The 18497-nt window shown below is 72.4% G+C and carries 14 protein-coding genes; 10 read left to right on the top strand and 4 right to left on the bottom strand.

Annotated features, from left to right (window positions below; all coding sequences use genetic code 11):
• The first annotated feature begins 158 nt into the window (after positions 1-158).
• From JWN97_RS03680 to JWN97_RS03670, 3 genes are all read left to right on the top strand, one after another.
• Positions 159-2201, top strand: a complete 2043-nt coding sequence (locus JWN97_RS03680; protein WP_297618426.1) for an NAD(+) synthase — start codon at positions 159-161, stop codon at positions 2199-2201.
• A gap of 145 nt (positions 2202-2346) precedes the next feature.
• Positions 2347-2766: a hypothetical protein gene (locus JWN97_RS03675; protein WP_297618423.1), complete on the top strand. Its 420-nt coding sequence runs from the start codon at positions 2347-2349 to the stop codon at positions 2764-2766.
• A 37-nt stretch (positions 2767-2803) separates the two neighbouring features.
• Positions 2804-3178 carry a hypothetical protein gene (locus tag JWN97_RS03670; RefSeq protein ID WP_297618420.1) on the top strand — a complete coding sequence of 125 codons (375 nt, stop codon included), beginning with the start codon at positions 2804-2806 and terminating at the stop codon, positions 3176-3178.
• Positions 3179-3202: 24 nt separating this feature from the next.
• Here the strand turns inward: JWN97_RS03670 and JWN97_RS03665 are convergent, their stop codons facing one another.
• Both JWN97_RS03665 and JWN97_RS03660 read right to left on the bottom strand, forming a co-directional pair.
• Entirely contained in the window at positions 3203-4501 is a 1299-nt protein-coding gene (locus JWN97_RS03665) for a HAMP domain-containing sensor histidine kinase (RefSeq protein ID WP_297618417.1), read from the bottom strand.
• 1 nt (position 4502) lies between these two features.
• Positions 4503-5201 carry a response regulator transcription factor gene (locus tag JWN97_RS03660; protein ID WP_297618414.1) on the bottom strand — a complete coding sequence of 233 codons (699 nt, stop codon included), beginning with the start codon at positions 5199-5201 and terminating at the stop codon, positions 4503-4505.
• 101 nt (positions 5202-5302) lie between these two features.
• On the opposite strand from JWN97_RS03660, the gene JWN97_RS03655 reads away from it, so the two are divergent.
• Together JWN97_RS03655 and JWN97_RS03650 are read left to right on the top strand one after the other, a co-directional pair.
• On the top strand, positions 5303-5731 hold the full coding sequence (locus tag JWN97_RS03655; protein WP_297618411.1) for a hypothetical protein: 429 nt from the start codon (positions 5303-5305) through the stop codon (positions 5729-5731).
• Positions 5732-5929: 198 nt separating this feature from the next.
• On the top strand, positions 5930-6328 hold the full coding sequence (locus JWN97_RS03650; RefSeq protein ID WP_297618408.1) for a hypothetical protein: 399 nt from the start codon (positions 5930-5932) through the stop codon (positions 6326-6328).
• 25 nt (positions 6329-6353) lie between these two features.
• On the opposite strand, the gene JWN97_RS03645 is transcribed toward JWN97_RS03650, so the two are convergent.
• Positions 6354-6980, bottom strand: a complete 627-nt coding sequence (locus JWN97_RS03645) for an AbgT family transporter (protein ID WP_297618594.1) — start codon at positions 6978-6980, stop codon at positions 6354-6356.
• A gap of 172 nt (positions 6981-7152) precedes the next feature.
• Between JWN97_RS03645 and JWN97_RS03640 the strand changes: the two genes are divergently transcribed.
• Genes JWN97_RS03640 through JWN97_RS03620 form a run of 5 tightly spaced genes read left to right on the top strand, consistent with a single transcriptional unit; the run spans position 7153 to position 13628 of the window.
• A complete protein-coding gene (locus tag JWN97_RS03640; RefSeq protein ID WP_297618405.1) occupies positions 7153-8496 on the top strand; it encodes a glutamine synthetase family protein in 1344 nt (447 codons plus the stop codon).
• Position 8497: 1 nt separating this feature from the next.
• Positions 8498-9220: a type 1 glutamine amidotransferase gene (locus JWN97_RS03635; RefSeq protein WP_297618402.1), complete on the top strand. Its 723-nt coding sequence runs from the start codon at positions 8498-8500 to the stop codon at positions 9218-9220.
• Complete coding sequence (locus tag JWN97_RS03630) at positions 9217-12195, top strand: bifunctional [glutamine synthetase] adenylyltransferase/[glutamine synthetase]-adenylyl-L-tyrosine phosphorylase (RefSeq protein ID WP_297618398.1); 2979 nt, start codon at positions 9217-9219, stop codon at positions 12193-12195. The genes JWN97_RS03635 and JWN97_RS03630 overlap by 4 nt, the downstream gene beginning before the upstream one ends.
• A gap of 43 nt (positions 12196-12238) precedes the next feature.
• Positions 12239-12886, top strand: a complete 648-nt coding sequence (locus JWN97_RS03625; protein WP_297618395.1) for a SatD family protein — start codon at positions 12239-12241, stop codon at positions 12884-12886.
• 13 nt (positions 12887-12899) lie between these two features.
• Positions 12900-13628: a hypothetical protein gene (locus JWN97_RS03620; protein WP_297618392.1), complete on the top strand. Its 729-nt coding sequence runs from the start codon at positions 12900-12902 to the stop codon at positions 13626-13628.
• 81 nt (positions 13629-13709) lie between these two features.
• Here JWN97_RS03620 and JWN97_RS03615 read toward each other — a convergent pair whose 3' ends face one another.
• Positions 13710-18350, bottom strand: a complete 4641-nt coding sequence (locus JWN97_RS03615) for an Ig-like domain repeat protein (protein ID WP_297618390.1) — start codon at positions 18348-18350, stop codon at positions 13710-13712.
• Positions 18351-18497: the final 147 nt, after the last annotated feature.

Raw genomic sequence — 18497 nt, 5'->3', positions numbered from 1 at the left:
GGTGGGGGTGGTCCGCGCCAGCGAATTGTGGCGCCCTCGTGGTGCTGCTGGGGTTCTCGTGACAGGACCCTTCGAGACGGCCGCCGGCGGCCTCCTCAGGACATCGCTTCGTCCATCCTCGACCGATGGTGCGCTCGGCACTTCCCTAGAGTGAGCGCGTGGACTTCTACTCCGCCTACGCCCAGGGCTTCGCGCGCATCGCTGCGTGCACCCTGCCGGTGCACCTGGCCGATCCCGCCGCCAACGCGGCCGCCGTCATCGAGCAGGCCCGCGCGTGCCACGACGACCACGTCGCCGTCGCCGTCTTCCCGGAGCTCTGCCTGACCGGCTACTCCGTCGACGACCTCTTCCTCCAGGACACGCTGCTCGCCGGGGTGCAGGACGCGATCGCGGAGATCGTCGCGGCCAGCGGTGACCTGATGACCGCGCTCGTGGTCGGCGCGCCGCTGGTGCAGGGCAACCGCGTCTACAACTGCGCGGTCGTCATCCACCGCGGGCAGGTCCTCGGCGCGGCGCCGAAGTCCTACCTGCCCAACTACCGCGAGTTCTACGAGCGCCGCTGGTTCGCCCCGGGTGACGACCGCGAGCTCGAGTGGATCACCGTCGCCGGTCAGGACGTGCGCTTCGGGCCGGACCTGATCTTCCGGTGCCTCGACGTCCCCGGGCTCGACCTGCACGTCGAGGTGTGCGAGGACATGTGGGTGCCGGTGCCGCCGAGTGCCGAGGCCGCACTCGCCGGAGCGACCGTGCTCGCCAACCTCAGCGGCTCACCGATCACCGTCGCCCGCGCGGAGGACCGTCGTCTGCTGGTCCGCAGCGCGAGCGCGCGGTGCGCGGCGGCGTACGTCTATGCCGCGGCGGGGCAGGGGGAGTCGACCACCGACCTCAGCTGGGACGGCCAGACGCTGGTCTACGAGTGCGGTGACCTGCTCGACGAGGGCGAGCGGTTCCCCGACGGCCCGCGCCGGACGGTCGTCGACGTCGACCTCGACCGGCTGCGCCAGGAGCGCTTGCGCCAGGGGTCCTTCGACGACAACCGTCGCACCCACCACGAGCGGGTCCAGCGCTTCCGCACGGTCGAGTGGGAGCTCGAGCCGCCTGCCGGCGACATCGGCCTGCTGCGCAAGGTCGACCGGTTCCCGTTCGTGCCGGACGACCCGGCCCGGCTCGAGCTCGACTGCTACGAGGCCTACAACATCCAGGTCTCCGGCCTCGAGCAGCGTCTCGCCGCGATCGGCTCGCCCAAGGCCGTCATCGGCGTCAGCGGCGGCCTCGACTCCACCCACGCGCTCATCGTCGCCTGCAAGGCGATGGACCGGCTGGGTCGGCCGCGCAGCGACGTGCTGGCCTTCACCATGCCCGGCTTCGCGACCGGTGCGACCACCAAGGCCTACGCCACCCGGCTCTGCGAGGCGCTCGGCGTCACCTTCGAGGAGCTCGACATCCGGCCCGCGGCCGAGCAGATGCTGAAGGACATGGGCCACCCCTACGCCGACGGCGAGAAGGTCTACGACGTCACCTTCGAGAACGTGCAGGCCGGGCTGCGCTACGACTACCTCTTCCGCCTCGCCAACCAGCGCGGCGGCATCGTCGTCGGCACCGGCGACCTGTCCGAGCTCGCGCTCGGCTGGTGCACCTACGGCGTGGGCGACCAGATGTCGCACTACACGGTCAACGCCGGGGTGCCGAAGACGCTCGTGCAGCACCTGATCCGCTGGGTGATCAGCCACGGCGAGTTCGAGCAGGCCGCCAACGTCGTCCTCGGCGAGATCCTCCAGCAGGAGATCACCCCGGAGCTGATCCCGACCGAGGACGGCAAGAAGCCGCAGGCCACCGAGGACTCGGTCGGCCCCTACAACCTCCAGGACTTCACCCTCGCCCACGTCGTGCGCCTCGGCTACCGGCCGCGCAAGATCGCCTTCCTGGCCTGGCACGCGTGGCAGGACGTCGAGGTGGGGGAGTGGCCGCCCGGCTATCCCGACGACGCGCGCGTCGCCTACGACCTGCCGACCGTACGGCGCTGGCTCGAGGTCTTCGTGAAGCGGTTCTTCGCCAACCAGTTCAAGCGCTCCGCGCTGCCCAACGGCCCCAAGGTGAGCGCCATCGGCACGATGAGCCCGCGCGGCGACTGGCGGATGCCCAGCGACGCCAAGGGCACGGCCTGGCTGGCCGAGATCGAGCGGGACGTGCCGCGGGGCTGAGGCGCGGCCCGGCTTGCCAACTCGTGAGTTGGCGCGCCAACTGGTGAGTTGGCGACACCCCGACGCCCCGGCCCCCGAGGGCCTTTGCCTGCCCTTAGCCCTGGGCTGGAGCGCGGTTAGGCCCCCTCCGACGAACCTTCTGGTCATGACGCCACCCGGCGTCGTACGACGAGGAGGAATCGTGCAGAAGAAGGCAGTCATCGGCGGCACCGCCGCAGCCGCGGTCGTGATCGGGCTCGGCGCCTGCTGGGCGATCGACCGGTCGGTCGAGGCCCAGGCGACGGAGCGCGGCACCTGCGGCTCCGCGACCTGGGAGCTCAGCGCCGAGGCGGAGGACGGCGGCACCGAGGTGAGTGCCGAGCTCCAGTCCTCCGGTCCCGGCGAAGCGTGGGAGGTCGCGCTGCTGCGCGGCGACACCTCCCTGCTGACCGGCGCCCGCACCACGGACGAGGACGGCGAGATCGACGTCGACGCGTTCAGCTCCGGCAACCCCGGCGACGCGACGTACTCCGTCACGTTCACCCCCGCCGACGGTGAGCCCTGCACGGCCACCCTCGGCTCCTGATCCACCCACCCGCACCGCAACGCACAGGAGACACACCATGAACAAGACCCTGATCGCCACCACCGCCCTGCTCGCCACCGCGGGCACGACCGTCCTGGTGGCCGCCCCGGCCCACGCCGACGTCGAGCGGCGCGGCACCTGCGCCGGCGCGACCTTCGAGCTCAACGTCGACCGCGAGCGAGGCGGGTTCGAGGTCGGGGCCGACCTCGACAACGCACGGGTGGGCAGCGAGTGGCGGGTCGTCCTCCGCCACGACGGCACCGTCGCCACCTCGCGGGTCCTGCGGGCCGACGACGAGGGCGAGCTCGACCTGGAGACCTTCCGCCGCAACACCGCCGGCACCGACACCTTCACGCTGTCGGTGAAGCCGGTCGGCGGCAGCGCCTGCTCGCTGAAGGTCACCGTGCGCTGAGCTGCGACACCCCTGGAGCCCGGGTCAGGCCGTCCGCAACGTGACGGCGACCCGGGCTCCTCCCATGTCCGAGGAGCCCGTGGTCACCTGGCCGCCGGAGTCCTCCGCGGTGCGGGCGGCGATCGACAGGCCGAGGCCGGTGGACCCGGCGCCGCTCGCCCCCCGGCCGGTGGCGTCGAGACCGGCGGGCAGCCCGGGGCCGGCGTCCTCGACCACGAGGTCGATCCGGTCGTCGGCGGCCGTGAGGGTGATGCGTACGGCGGCGTCGTCGGGCGTGTGGGAGAAGACGTTGTCCAGCAGCACGTCGACGAGCGCCTCCAGGTCGGCGCGACTGGCACGCAGGAGCGGCCCCGAGCCGGCGAGGTCGACGTCGTAGGGGCGGCCCAGGTCCTCGGCGAGCGGCTCCCAGTGGCGCACCCGGTCGGCGATCACCGCGACCGCGTCGGTGCGGGGGTCGAGGCCCTCCCGCTCGGAGCGACGGGCGTCCCGCACGATCTCGTCCACCGTGGCCTGCAGGGCGTCGAGGTCGGAGCCGAGCCGGCCGCGGAGGTCCAGGTCGCCGACGGCCTCGACGCGCAGGCGCAGCGCCGTGACGGGCGTGCGCAGCCGGTGCGACAGGTCGGCGACGGACTCGCGCTCGCGCGCCAGCAGCAGCTCGATGCGCCCGACCAGCCGGTCGACGGCACCGGCGAGCTCCTGCACCTCCGGCGGACCCTCGATCGCGGGCAGGGGGGCGACCGCTCCGGGCCGGCCCAGCGACTGGGTGTGCTCGGCGAGCTGGCGGATCGGCTGCACGAAGGACCGGCCGAGCCGGTCGACCACCAGGAGCGATCCGGCGAGCAGCACGAGACCGAGCACGCCCAGCAGGCCCCAGGCGACGCCGACCGCCGAGGCGAGGCCGGGCTCGTCGACCACGACCCGGATCACCGGGGTCTGCTCCGGCAGGCCGGAGTTGCCGCCGCGCGACACCGGCACCAGGATCTGCGAGCCGCCGGCGACGTCGTCGACGCGGGCGCGGCCGGTGTTGCGGGCGTCGAGGACCTTGTCGTCCTCCCCGGGCTGGGGGCCGATGCCCTCGCCGTCGGGATAGAGCACGGTCACCTGCGAGGGTCCCTCGGCGTCGTTGAGCCGGTCGACGTAGACCGCGACGGCGCCCTTGTCCTGCCCCGACACCACCGTCTCGACCGCCTGCACCTCGAGGGCGGCCCGAGCCAGCCGGTCCTCCAGCGCATAGCTGCGGACCAGGATCGCCATCGGCACCAGCATCGCCAGCAGGACCATCGAGATCGCCGCGGCAGCGGTGACCAGGAGGCTGCGCCGCACGTCAGCCCGCCTGGGAGGGATCGGGGGCGGTGAGTCGTACGCCGACCCCGCGGACGGTGGTGAGGTAGCGCGGGGCGGCCGCGGTCTCGCCGAGCTTGCGGCGCAACCACGACAGGTGGACGTCGACGGTCTTGTCGGAACCTCCCCACGGCTGGCGCCACACCTCGACCAGCAGGTCGCGCTTGGTCACCACCTCGCCGGGCCGCTGGGCGAGGTGGGCGAGCAGCTCGAACTCGCGGGGGGTCAGGTCGACCTCCTGCCCGTCGAGGTGCACCCGGCGCCCGGCCAGGTCGACGGAGAGCCCGCCCACGGTGAGGGTGACGGGTCGCTCGCGCCCGGCCGCGACGCGGCGCAGCACCGCCCGCACGCGGGCGTCGAGCTGGGCGCTGGTGAACGGCTTCACGACGTAGTCGTCGGCCCCGGAGTTCAGCGCGCCCACCAGGGAGGGGTCGTCGTCACGGGCGCTGGCGATGATCACCGGCACGGTGCTGACGGCGCGCAGCATCGACAGCACCTGCGTGCCGTCGACGTCGGGCAGCCCGAGGTCGAGCACGACGAGGTCGGGGGAGGAGTCGACGGCCAGCTGGAGCCCGGCCATCCCGGTCGGCGCGGAGGTCACGGTGTGCCCGAGCTCGCGCAGGCCCCGCACCAGCAACGGCCGGATCCGGTCGTCGTCCTCGATGATCAGCACCTCGGCCACGCCGTGACCGTACCGCCCGGCACGCAGCCGGGCGCCCGCCTTAACCGCACGTTAACCACCTCATGGCCCCACGCTGACCTGGCCACGGGCACGATGGGCGGGTGAGACGTCGGATGCTGCTGATCGGCCTGTGGGCCGCCACCACGGCCGTCGCCGTGCTCGTCGGCGTGTTCGCCGTGTCCACCGTGGGCGCCACCATCCGCGACCGTGGACCGGTCGGCGACGAGGTGCAGCGCAACGACACGGTCAAGCCGCCGACGACCGCGCCGGACGGCCCGGCCGTGGAGGACGAGGTCGCCGGTGAGTGGGGCGCCTTCGTCGTCGAGTGCCGCGACACCTGGGCGTACGGCATCGCGGCGCGCCCCGACAGGTCCGCCGGATGGCGCGTGGTGAGCTGGGAGAAGGGGCCCGACGACGACGTGGACGCGGTCTTCAGCGACGGGCGCAACTCCGTCGACCTCGAGGTCTTCTGCAACCGCGGCCGGCCCACCCTGGCCGAGCTCGAGCGCAACACCCTGGGCGACGACTGACGTCACGGGTGCAACCTCCCGGGGGCGGGATGCGTCCAGTCCGACGCCACGGCCGACGCCACGGCCGACGCCCCGGGCGCGGCCCGGCGCTCCGCCGAGCCGCGCACCCGCCTCACCTTCGCCGTCGACGGCTGCGAGGGCTGCCGGATCCGGCTCGTCAGCACGCGCGGCTGGTACGACGCCGCCGAGGACATCCTCGTGTGGCAGTCCAGGGGACGCCGCGTCGAGGACGGCACCGTCACCTTCGACGTCGCGACCAGGCGCACCAGCGGCCTGTCCGCGACCGTCATCGCGCCGTGGGAGGGCCACACCGGCTACCTGACCACCGTCGCCTGGCGCTACAACGGCGAGCAGGTCGGCGACACCGTCACCCTCGAGGAGGCCGTGACGAAGAAGAGGGCGTCCGCCTGCTGGGAGGGCACCCGACGTCGCGACGTGACGATCCCGCTCGTCGTGGAGGAGGTCGAGGTGGACGGCGTGCACGAGCGCGTGCCGGGGAGCATCGCGTTCGTGCCCACCACGCAGAGCTGGCTCGGCCCGATGCGCGAGGTCTGGGACGGCGTGCTCGGCTCGCAGGACGTCAACCTCTGCCGCTGACGCGCGATCAGGGACGGGCCCGGGGTCACTCGATCCGGATGCCGACGCCCGGCCCGACGTCGGCGCCGGTGACGTAGAAGACGGTCAGCACCGCGACCCACGAGATCCAGAAGGGCACCACGAACGGCAGCATCCGGGAAATCACCGTGCCGAGTCCCGCCTCCGGCTCGTGGCGCTTGAGCATCACCAGGAAGATCCAGATGTAGGGGTTCATCGGGGTGATGACCTGGGTGGCCGAGTCGCCGACGCGGAACGCCGCCTGGACGAAACCGGGCTCGTAGCCGAGCAGCGCGTAGAGCGGGACGAAGACCGCGCCCATCAACGTCCACATCGACGACCCGCTGACGATGAACAGGTTGAGCACCGACGCGAGCAGGATGAAGCCGATGATCGCGGGATAGCCGATGAGCCCGATCGACTCCAGCCCATCGGCGCCCGCCACGGCCAGCGCGGAGCCCACGTTGGTCCAGTTGAAGAGCGCGATGAACTGGCCCAGCATGAGGCCCAGGACGATGAAGGCCGACATGTCCTTGATGCCGAGCCCCATCACCTTCGGGACGTCGCCGGCCTCCCGCAGGGAGCCGCTCACGAAGTCGAAGGCCAGCGCGGGGCCGAGGAACAGCACGAAGACGATGAAGACGGTGGAGTCCAGGAGGGGTCACTCGGGCAGGAACCCGCCGTCCTCGTTGCGCCAGGGCGACACGCGCGCTGCGCTCGCTGCTCAACCGGCGGCGGGAGCGCGCTGCTCAACCGGCGGCGGGCGCTCGCTGCTCAACCGGCGGCGGGAGCGCGCTGCGCCGGAGGGCGACCCCTAGGCTGGGCCCATGGGCAAGCAAGAGGACTTCGTACTCCGCGCGCTCGAGGAGCGTGACGTCCGGTTCGTGCGGCTGTGGTTCACCGACGTGCTGGGCTTCCTCAAGAGCGTGAGCGTGGCCCCGGCCGAGCTCGAGAACGCCTTCGAGGAGGGCATCGGTTTCGACGGCTCGGCCATCGAGGGCTTCGCCCGTGTCTACGAGTCCGACATGCTCGCGCACCCCGACGCCTCGACGTTCCAGATCCTGCCCTGGCGCGGTGGCGACGACGGTCCGGCGACCGCGCGCATGTTCTGCGACATCGTGATGCCCGACGGCAGCCCGTCGTACGCCGATCCCCGCCACGTGCTGAAGCGGACACTGAGCAAGGCGGCCGACAAGGGCTTCACCTTCTACACCCACCCCGAGATCGAGTTCTACCTCTTCAAGAACGTGCCCGGGAAGGGCGACGAGCCGGTGCCGGTCGACCGCAGCGGCTTCTTCGACCACACCGCGCAGTCGCGCGGCTCGGACTTCCGTCGCGAGGCGATCACGATGCTCGAGGCGATGGGCATCTCGGTGGAGTTCAGCCACCACGAGGGCGGACCGGGCCAGCAGGAGATCGACCTGCGCTACGCCGACGCCCTCACCACGGCCGACAACATCATGACCTTCCGCACCGTGGTCCGCGAGGTCGCGCTGGGGCAGGACATCTGGGCCTCGTTCATGCCCAAGCCCTTCACCACCCACCCCGGCTCGGGCATGCACACGCACGTCTCGCTCTTCGAGGGCGACCGCAACGCCTTCTTCGAGGCCGGTGCGCAGTACCAGCTGTCCAAGACGGGCCGGCAGTTCATCGCCGGCATCCTGCGCCACGCCAGCGAGATCAGCGTCGTCACCAACCAGTGGGTCAACTCCTACAAGCGCCTGCTCGGCGGCGGCGAGGCGCCCTCGTCGATCTGCTGGGGCCACAACAACCGCTCGGCGATGATCCGGGTGCCGATGTACAAGCCCAACAAGGGTCAGTCCACCCGCATCGAGCTGCGCACCGTCGACCCCGCCTGCAACCCCTACCTCGCCTACGCCGTCGTGCTGGCCGCGGGCATGAAGGGCATCGAGGAGGCCTACGAGCTGCCGCGCGAGGCCGAGGACGACGTCTGGAGCCTGACCGAGCGCGAGCGCAAGGCGCTCGGCATCTCGCCGCTGCCCAAGAGCCTGTGGGAGGCGATCGGGATCGCGGAGGACTCCGAACTGCTGGCCGAGACCCTCGGCGAGCACGTCTTCGACTTCTTCCTGCGCAACAAGCGCGCGGAGTGGGAGGAGTACCGCATCCAGGTCTCCGCCTACGAGCGCGACCGGATGCTGCCGGTCCTCTGAGATGGCGGGGCCGCGCATCCTGGCCGTCGAGCACCAGGCGTCCTGCCCGCCGCACCTCGTGGGGACCTGGCTGTCGGAGGCCGGCTGCACGCTCGAGGTCTGCCGGCCCTACGCCGGCGACGAGCTGCCCGCGCTGACGTCGTACGACGGGGTGCTGGTGCTGGGCGGCGACATGGGCGCGCACGACGACGACACCGTCGCGTGGCTGGCTCCGCTGAAGGACGGCGTCCGCGACGCGGTCGCGGCCGGCACCCCGCTGCTGGGGATCTGCCTGGGCCACCAGGTGGTCGCCGCGGCCCTGGGCGGGCAGGTCGGGCGCAACCCGCTCGGACCCGCCGTCGGACCGCAGCCGGTGGGCTGGAGCGAGGCCGCCGCGGACGACGCCTGGGTCGGCGGACGCAGCGGCGCCGAGGTCGCGGTCCACTGGAACAACGACGTCGTGGTGCGCCTGCCCGAGGACGCGGTCGTGCTGGCGCGCAGCCCCGGCGGCGAGGTCCAGGTGGCCCGCTTCGGTCCCCGCGCCTGGGGGATCCAGGCGCATCCCGAGGTCGACACCGACGTCGTACGCCACTGGGCCGAGTCCGACCGCGACGACCACCTCGCGCTGGGCCTCGACCAGGACGCCGTGCTCGCCGCGATCGACGAGGTGGCTCCGGACCTCGCGTCGCACTGGCAGCCGCTGGTCGCGCGCTTCGCCGCCGTCGCCGGGGAGGTGCGGGGGTGACCTCGTCGGGGACCTTCGTCCGGCTCGGCTTCGTCGACGGTGCCGCCGCCGCGCGCGGCATCGAACGGCTCGGTCCGGCGGGTGCCCCGCTCACCGCCAAGCTCGCCGCGTCAGCGGACCCCGACGCCGCCCTGGAGGGCCTGCTCCGGCTCGCGGACTCCCTCGACGAGCAGGAGGCCGGCGCGGGTCCGGCGATGCTCGCCGAGGTCGCCGACGACGAGGGCACCGCGATGCGACTGTGCAGCGTGCTGGGTGCCAGCGTCGCGCTGACCCACCACCTGGTGCGGCACCCCGAGCACTGGTGCGAGCTCACCGACCCGACGCTGGGCAGCACGCGGGCTGCGGCGTACGCCGTGCGCGAGGCGATGCTGACCGCGGTCGGCGCCGACCCGCACGTCGAGGCCCCGGTGGCCACGCTGCCCGACGCGCAGGCCGTCGACGCCCTTCGCGTGGAGTACCGCCGCATCCTGCTGCGCCTCGCCTCGCGCGACCTGGCCCACCACGTCGGCATCGACGACGCGGCCGCCGAGATCTCCGACCTCGCCGCGGCGACCCTCGAGGCGGCACTGGCCGTGGCCCGCGCCCGGGTCGGCGAGATCGCGACGTCCGCGCGGCTGTCGGTGGTCGCGATGGGCAAGTGCGGCGGGCACGAGCTCAACTACATCTCCGACGTCGACGTCATCTTCGTCTACGAGCCGACCGACGGGGCCGACGAGGGCACCGCGCTCCGGGCCGCGACCCAGCTCGCCTCGCAGCTGATGCGGATCTGCTCCGACCACACCCGCGAGGGCACCATCTGGCCGGTCGACGCCAACCTGCGTCCCGAGGGCAGCCAGGGCCCGCTCGTGCGCACCCTCGCCAGCCACCGCGGCTACTACGAGAAGTGGGCCAAGACCTGGGAGTTCCAGGCGCTGCTCAAGGCCCGGCCGGTCGCCGGCGACCTCGCGCTCGGGCGCGCCTACCTCGAGACGATCGAGCCGATGGTGTGGAGCGCCGCCGAGCGCACCGGTTTCGTGACCGACGTCCAGGCGATGCGGCGCCGCGTCATCGAGCACATCCCCGCCCAGGAGGCCGAGCGCCAGATCAAGCTGGGCTCGGGCGGCCTGCGCGACGTCGAGTTCGCCGTCCAGCTCCTCCAGCTGGTGCACGGCCGGGCCGACCCCTCGCTCCGCGACGGCGCCACCCTCAGCGCCCTGACCAGCCTCACCCAGGGCGGCTACGTCGGTCGGGCGGACGGCGAGAAGCTGCACGAGGCCTACGCCTTCCTGCGCACGCTCGAGCACCGGATCCAGCTCTACCAGCTCCGGCGCACGCATGTGCTGCCCGAGGACGAGGCGTCGCTGCGCCGCCTGGGCCGGTCCATCGGGCTCTTCTCGGAGCCGGCCGTGCAGCTCGACAAGCTGTGGCGCTACCACCGCCGCGAGGTGCGTCGGCTGCACGAGAAGCTCTTCTACCGCCCGCTGCTCGGCGCCGTCGCCAAGCTGGCCGGCACCGAGGCGCGCCTCTCGCTGGAGGCCGCGGAGGCGCGCCTGGCCGCGCTGGGCTACGCCGACCCCAAGGCGGCGCTGCGCCACCTCGAGGCCCTGACCAGCGGGGTCTCGCGCACCTCCGACATCCAGCGGACGCTGCTGCCGGTGCTGCTGGAGTGGTTCGCGGACGCGCCCGACCCCGATGCCGGGCTGTTCGGCTTCCGGCGGATCAGCGAGAGCCTGGGACGTACGCCGTGGTACCTCACGATGCTGCGCGACGAGGGCGAGGTGGCCCAGCGGCTGGCGTACGTCCTCGGCACCTCCCGCTATGCCACCGACCTGCTCGAGCGCGAGCCCCAGGGCGTGAAGATGCTGGGGGAGTCGCTCGAGCCGCTCAGCGCCGAGGCTGCGCTGGCCGAGATGCAGGCGCTGGTCGAGCGGGCCGAGTCGCCCGAGGCAGCGGTGGTCGCAGTGCGGGCCGTACGCCGTCGCGAGCTGCTGCGGATCGCGTGCGGCGAGCTGGTGGCCGGCACCGACGTCGCGGTCGTCGGGCAGGGCCTCAGCCGGCTCACCGACGCCACCCTGCAGGCCACGCTGGACATCGCGACGGAGTCCGTCCGCCGCCAGCGCGGCCTGGAGACCGCGCCGAGCCGGATCGCGGTGGTCGCGATGGGCCGCTACGGCGGCTTCGAGCTGTCGTACGGCAGTGACGCGGACGTGATGTTCGTGCAGGAGCCGGTCGCCGGCGCCGAGGCGCAGGTGGCCGCCTCCTTCGCGCAGGCGGTGATCTCGGAGGTGCGGCGGCTGCTGTCGCTGCCGGCGAGCGACCCGCCCCTGGAGGTCGACCCCGACCTCCGCCCCGAGGGCAAGAACGGTCCGATGGTGCGCACGGTCGAGTCGTACGCCGCCTACTACGCCAAGTGGTCGCACGTCTGGGAGTTCCAGGCGCTGCTGCGGGCCGACCCGGTCGCGGGCGACGAGGGGCTACGCCGGCGCTTCACCGAGCTCATCGACCCCCTGCGGTTCCCGGCGGAGGGGATCTCCGATTCCGACGTGGTGGAGGTCCGCCGGATCAAGGCGCGCGTCGACGTGGAGCGGCTCCCGCGCGGCGCCGACCGCCACACCCACCTCAAGCTGGGTCGCGGCGGGCTGGCCGACGTCGAGTGGACCGTCCAGCTCCTGCAGATGCGCCACGCCGGCACCCATCCGGAGCTGCGGACGCCGCAGACCCTGCCCGCCCTCGCCGCCGCCGCCGCGGCCGGCCTGATCGCCGACTCCGACGCCCAGACGCTGGCCGAGGCGTGGCGGCTCGTGAGCCGGGTGCGCAACGCGGTGACCCTGGTGCGCGGCAAGCCGGCCGACCAGCTCCCGCGCGACGCCCGCGAGCGGGCCTCGGTCGCCCGCGTCCTCGGCTATCCGTCGGGGTCGTCGGACGCGATGGTCAACGACTACCTCCGCACCACCCGGCGAGCGCACGCCGTGGTCGAGCGGGTGTTCTGGGAATGAAGACACTTGCTTCACTCAGTGAGGAAGAAGGTATGTTCTTCATATGGATGAAGTGAAGACTGAGGCTTCAGTGACGGTCATCGGTGACCTGGTGGGTTCACGCCGGAGCGTCGACCGGGCGGCTGCCCACGCTCGCTTCGAGCAGGCGATCGAGGCGATCAACACGACGTACGCGCCGCCGGTGCCCCTGCGCATCACGGTGGGCGACGAGTTCCAGGGGATCTTCGCCGGTCTCGGAGACGCGATCACCGCGACGCTCCGGCTCCGGATGGCGCTGCTGCCGGACGTCGACGTGCGACAGGGCATCGGCTGGGGACGGGTGCTGGTGCTGGCCGAGGACCCGCGCGTCGAGGACGGTCCCGGCTGGTGGGCAGCCCGGGCCGCGATCGAGATGGCCGAGGGCTACGAGCGCAAGGCGGCGCTGCGCGCGGTGCGCACGGCGTACGTCGCTGCCGACGACGAGCCCGGGCCCGACCAGGCGCTGGTCAACGCCGCGCTGATGTCGAGGGACCAGATCGTGAGCGGCTTGTCGGAGCGGTCGATGTCGGTGCTGGATGGTCTGATGAGGGGCAAGCGGCAGCAGGACATCGCCGACGACCTGGGGATCAGTCCCTCTGCGGTCTCCCAGCGGGTCCGTGCCGAGGGGATCGGCGTCGTGCTGACGGCCGACGAGCTGCTGCGACACCTGTGAGGAGACAACGACGATGAGCTGGCTCGGGATCCTGCTGATCGGCTTCGCGGTGACTGACCTGACCCACGCCGTGCGACGCACGCGCTTCCTTCCCGAGTGCGTCGGTGCACTGGTGGCGCTGTGTGTCGGCCTGCTCGCGGGGCTCACGTCCGGTCGCGATGTCGGCGCACTCCTCGTGATCGCCGCCGTGGTGCTGCTGTGGGGCCTCACCGTCACGTGGGGCTTCGGACACCCGGGGCCGGCGTGGCTGCCTCTGGGCGTCTTCGTGGTGGCGCTGTCCGCCGCAGTGGCGTGCTCCGGCCTGGCGCCTGAGGCCACCGGCCCGCTGTCGCGCTGGCTCGACTCGGTGACTCTGCCGGTCCTGGAGGACGTGAGCGCCGATCGATTCCTGCTGATGGCGGGCGCCTTCGGCATCCAACTCTCCACCGGCAACGTGCTCGTCCGGCTGGTGCTCAAGTCCACCGGCACCCTCCACCCGCTCGCGGACGGCGCGATGCCGCCGACCCGGCTCAAGGGTGGCCGACTGCTCGGCCCGCTCGAGCGGGTCTTCATCCTCGCGCTGGCCCTCGGCGGCCAGGTGACCGCAGCCAGCGTCGTCGTGGCGGCGAAGGGTCTGCTGCGCTTCCCGGAGCTGTCGTCGCGCCGTGACCAGGAGCGGATCCACCAGATGACGGAATACTTCCTGCTCGGGTCGTTCATGTCGTGGCTGGTCGCGCTGGGGTCCTACGTGCTGCTGGTGTGAGGACGGCACGGGAGCGGACCCGCACCGCGCCGGGCGCCCAGCCTCGCCGACGTCGGCTGGGCCACCCGGAGGTCGCACGTCCTACGGGGTGACCTTCACGGTCACCACCGAGGTCTTCTTCCCCACCCTGATGCCGAAGCTCCACAGCTTGTGTCCGCGACGATCCTTCGTGAACACGACGCCCAGCGCCCACCGGTTCTTGCCGATCTTGACGAAGCGGCCGCCGTCGCTGCGGGGCTTGCCCGGGAACGGCCTGGCGTGGACGTAGGTCGGACGCAGAGTGCCGGTGAAGACGAGCGTGTAGCGGCGACCCGCCTTCACCACGGGGACGCCGTCTCGATGCCTGGCGCCGGTGATGAGCACCGGCGAGCGGCCGACCGTGGCGCTTGCATGCGTGGCGTTGCCGGCCCGGTCGACGGCCACGGCGGTGTAGGTGACCTTGTCCCCACGCGTGGTCCGCGTGAGCGTGCACTCCGCGATGCCCGACATCCGGTCATCCGCCTCGCACCTGACCTTGGGGAGGGTGCCTGAGTAGACGCTGCCGTCGGCGACGCCCCTGATCGCGACGTTCGGCGCGGTCTGGTCGAGCTTGACCGTGATGCTCGCCGTGGTCGCCCCACCATCGCCGGCCACGACGGTCGCGGTGACGGTCGTGATGCCGTTGCGGGTGACGACCTCGGGACCGGGGCAGGTGACCGCTCCGTCACCCCCGGAGCAGACGAACTGGACGGTGACCGGCTGGGAGTACCAACCGAAGGGCGTGATGGCCGTGCTGCTGCTGGCCACGGCTGTGACCGTCGGGTTGCGGCGCGCGGTGGAACCTGACGAGGCATCGACCTCGCTGCCTCCGGTGCCGCCCGTACGTCCGGAGTAGACGGCCGAGACCGCCTTCGAGTCACCGGGCGGCAGCACGTAGGCCAGGGTGGCCACGCCGTCGACGATGTCGGCCGTGCCGACTGGCTCGCCACCGACGTAGAAGGTGACCGAACCGGTCGCGACGTCGGTGCTCGGTGCCTCCACCGTCACCGTCGCCACCAGCGACGTGGCGCCGACCTTCACGCTGACCGAGGACCTGGCGGGGGTGACGGCGATGGTCGAGTCCGCAGCGGTGGCCGAAGCGGCCCAGGTGTTCGGGTCGGCAGGTGCGAAGGTCGCGGCCACGGCGTGGCTTCCGACGTCCATCAGGTCGCCCGGCAGGGGCACCGTGGTGACCGCGCTGTTCGTCAGCTCGGTGCGGGCGAAGGGGGCGCCGTCGAGCGAGAACGTCACGATTCCCGTGCTCGTTCCACCCACGGTCGCCGTTGCCGTGGCGGGCTGGCCGTGCACGATGGCGGGCGATGACAGCGACAGCGTGGTGGTGGTCGCCTTGCCGAGCACCGCGATGCTGAAGGCCGACGGGGCCGCAGCGGTGTGGTCGTCGTCGCCGTCCTGGGTGATGGCCACGGTGCACGAACCCACGCGGGTGAAGGTGATCGCGACGCTCGCCCGCTGGACGCCGTCGGGCGCGGACGTGGTGACCTCACCGGTGCACGCGGGGTCGAGGTTGCCCGCGCCGAGGACGATCGCGATCGGCTCGGAGGACCTTCCGCCGGTGACGGTCAAGGTGTAGCCGCCGTCGACGACGCCGCTGGAGGGGGTGTCGGAGGTGACCAGGAGCTCCTGGTCACGCCTGGCGACCGCCACACTGTGCTCGACAGGTGTGGCGCTCACCCAGTCGTCGTCGCCGGCCTGGGTCGCGGTGACGGTGCAGGTGCCCGCGTGCACGAACGTGACCGTGGTGCCGTCGACCGTGCAGCTGTCGTTGCCGGTGAGCAGGAGGGGCGCGGTGCCCGATCCCTTGGTCGTGGACCGGATGTCGTACGTCCCACCGACGGTCGGCGCGCTCGGATCGAGGATGAAGGCGACCGCCTGCATCCCCTTCGCGACCGAGAAGACCTGCTCGGTCGCAGCGTCGGTGTAGTCGGCTCCGCCGAGCTGCGACACCGTCACGGTGCAGCTGCCCGGGTGGTGGAACTCCACCGTCGTGCCGTCCTCGGACAGGACGCAGGACGCCGCGGCGCCGCCATCGGCGGCGAGCGCGGGCGTACCCGATCCAGGCCCGGCAGTGATCGTGGGGACGTAGCTGCCGCCGACCTTCGCCGTGCCGGGCTCGGTGGAGCTGAAGGCGACCGTCCCGGTTGCCTGGCCGATGGTGATGACCTGCTGGGCCGTGCCGGCGGTGTAGTCGGCGTTGCCCGGCTGCGTCGCGGTGACGGTGCAGGTGCCGACATGAGCGAAGGCGACGGTGTCGTCCGCGAGTGAGCAGGCGGTGGCGGGATCGCTCGTCACGGTGATCGTGACCGGCACGCCGGACTTCGTGTTGCCGGTGGCGACCACGTCGTAGCTGCCGTCGACCTTCGCCGACTCAGGCGCGGCACTGCTGATGACGACGTCCTGGTCGGCCTTGCCGACCGCGATGCTCTGCTCGTTCTGCGGTGCGGCGTCGTAGTCGGCGGTGCCGTCCTGGTCGGCGGTGACGACACACGTGCCGACGTGGTCGAAGGTGACCGTGGTGCCGACGAGTGAGCACACGTCGGCGCTGGCCGACGCGATCCTCAGCGTGACCGGGCGGCCGGAGGCGCCGCCGCTCGCGGCCACGACATAGCTGCCGTCCACACGGGCGTCGGACGGAGGCGTCGAGTCGAAGTTGACCGCCTGCGCGCCCTTGCCGACCGCGATCTGCTGAGTGTGGGCTGCTGCCGCGGAGTAGTCGCTGCTGCCCTGCTGGTCGGCCGTGACCACGCAGGTCCCGGCGTTGCCGAACGACACCGTGGCCGCATGCTCGCCGACAGTGGGGGACGTGGTGGTGGTGACGGTGCAACCCGCACCGCCGGTGAAGGTCACCGGCTGGCCGGACGGGCCGCCCGTGGCCGTCACCGTGTACGCGTCACCGTCGACGGTGGCGGACGTGGGGACGGTCGAGGTGAAGGCGATCGACTGCCCGGCCCGGCCGACGGCGACGGTGTGGGTGAGGGGTGCCGCGGCCGTGTGGTTGGCGTCGCCGGCCTGCGTCGCGGTGACGCTGCAGGTCCCGGCGTGGTCGAAGCTCACGGTCGTCCCACTGACCGAGCAGACCGCGTTGCCAGTGAGGACGACCGGCTGGGTGCCGGCCCCCGAGGCGATGTCGGTGATCGTGTAGGTGGTGTCGACGACCGCGGTGCCCGGGGACAGCGTGAACGCCACCGCCTGGGCGGCCTTCTCGACCTGCAGGCTCAGCGAGCGGGTGCCGACGTGGGATGCGCTGTCGGTCACCTTGATCGTGAACACGACGGAGCCGGCCGTGGTCGGCGTCCCCGTGATCATCCCGGCGCCGGACAGGGTGAGTCCCGGGGGCAGCGAGCCGGACTGCAAGGAGAACGTGTACGGGCCGCCGGAGCCCCCTGCGGCTGCGAGTGCGACTGAGTACGCGCTGCCGACAGTGCCGTTCGCCAGGGAGCTGGTCGTCACCTGCGGGAGCGCCGCCACCGAGTAGGACCCGATGGAGCCCGTCGACGTCGCGAAGAGGCCCGTACCGCCGTAGGCGGCGGTCAGGGAGCGCGTTCCTGCCGCGAAGTACGTCACGCAGGTCGCGGTGCCGCCGAACAGGGGGACCGCACCGCAGCCGGAGATCGTCACGGAACCGTCCTTGAAGGTGACGGTGCCGGTCGGCGTACCGCCGCCCGATGCGACGGTTGCCGTGAGTGTCACGCTGTCGCCGTCGACTGCGCCGGAGGCGGAAGATGCCGACAGTGAGGTCGTGGTGGGCACCGAGCTGGTCCACGTGAGGGTGATCGAGCCGTCGCCGGTGTTGACGCCGACCGCCGAGCTGACAGCCGATGCGGACGCCGCCGCGAAGCCCGATCCGCCGCCGGCGCCCATGATGTAGCCACCACCGCCACCGCCGTAGTAGCCGCCGCCTCCGCCACCGCCGTTGCCGCCGGGGGAGCTTCCTCCGATGGCCCCATCGCCGCCGTCGCCCGGGGCACCGCCGCTCGCCGGCCCGGTCCCGTTGCTTCCGGTGCCATGAGCGAGGCTGCTGTTCGCCATCGACCGCCCGCCCGCCCCGCCGGCACTCTGTGTGCCGCCATAGGCCGGGGCCATGCCCGCAAAGGTGTTGTCGGTGCGGCCCGTGCGGCCGTTGCCGTCGTTGCTGGGGGTCGCGGCACCGTTGCCGTCGCCGCCGGAACGCTGGGGGGCCAGTTCCGCGGTGGGGGGACCCTGCGAGCCACCGCCGCCGCCCGCGGCGAGCAGCAGGCCGCCGCCGGCGTTGTACACGAACGAACCGCCGCCACCGGTCGAGGCGTACAACGCGTTGGGGTCGACGCCGCCACCGCCGCCGTACGACCGGGCGTTCACCCCGTCGCCGTTGTAGCCACCGCCGGCCCCGACGAGGAGCAACAGGTTCTGCCCCGGTGTCACGCCCAGTGTCGCCGTCGTCTGCCCGCCCTTGCCGCTGTAGACGCCGCCGCCCGACGCACCGGTCACGGTCGCCGTCACGGAGGTCACGTCAGCCGGGACCGTGAAGGTCTGCAACGAGCGCGTGAGGCCATAGGTGATCGAGCACGTGGTGGCATCGCAGGTCGGCGCTGCCGAGGCTGCTGGTGCCACGGCGACGAGGCCGGCGACGAGGCCGGCGACGACCAGCGCGAACGTCACGAGAATGCCGCTGGCACGACGGAACAACGAGATGGCAGAGCGGGTCAAGGCACGGTCCTCACGACGGATCACGACGCCCTGGCGGAGCCGATGCCGCGACCATAGGCGGGTTGTCCGCCGGTCGTGGCAGAACCGGAACCTTCCACCCGAAGGGGTGCACACGCGGTGCCGTCACCTCGGGCGCACCGCACCGTA

The organism is Nocardioides sp. (assembly GCF_025965415.1).
Taxonomy (GTDB): domain Bacteria; phylum Actinomycetota; class Actinomycetes; order Propionibacteriales; family Nocardioidaceae; genus Nocardioides.
The sequence above is the reverse complement of the archived record's forward strand: the minus strand, read 5'-3'. Positions and strand labels throughout refer to the sequence as shown.

What these genes read in the sequence shown, in the direction of transcription:
- JWN97_RS03675 (WP_297618423.1), top strand. Translation starts at nt 2,347, where the DNA reads ATGACGCCACCCGGCGTCGTACGACGAGGAGGAATCGTGCAGAAGAAG.
- JWN97_RS03670 (WP_297618420.1), top strand. Translation starts at nt 2,804, where the DNA reads ATGAACAAGACCCTGATCGCCACCACCGCCCTGCTCGCCACCGCGGGC.
- JWN97_RS03640 (WP_297618405.1), top strand. Translation starts at nt 7,153, where the DNA reads ATGGGCAAGCAAGAGGACTTCGTACTCCGCGCGCTCGAGGAGCGTGAC.
- JWN97_RS03635 (WP_297618402.1), top strand. Translation starts at nt 8,498, where the DNA reads ATGGCGGGGCCGCGCATCCTGGCCGTCGAGCACCAGGCGTCCTGCCCG.
- JWN97_RS03625 (WP_297618395.1), top strand. Translation starts at nt 12,239, where the DNA reads ATGGATGAAGTGAAGACTGAGGCTTCAGTGACGGTCATCGGTGACCTG.
- JWN97_RS03620 (WP_297618392.1), top strand. Translation starts at nt 12,900, where the DNA reads ATGAGCTGGCTCGGGATCCTGCTGATCGGCTTCGCGGTGACTGACCTG.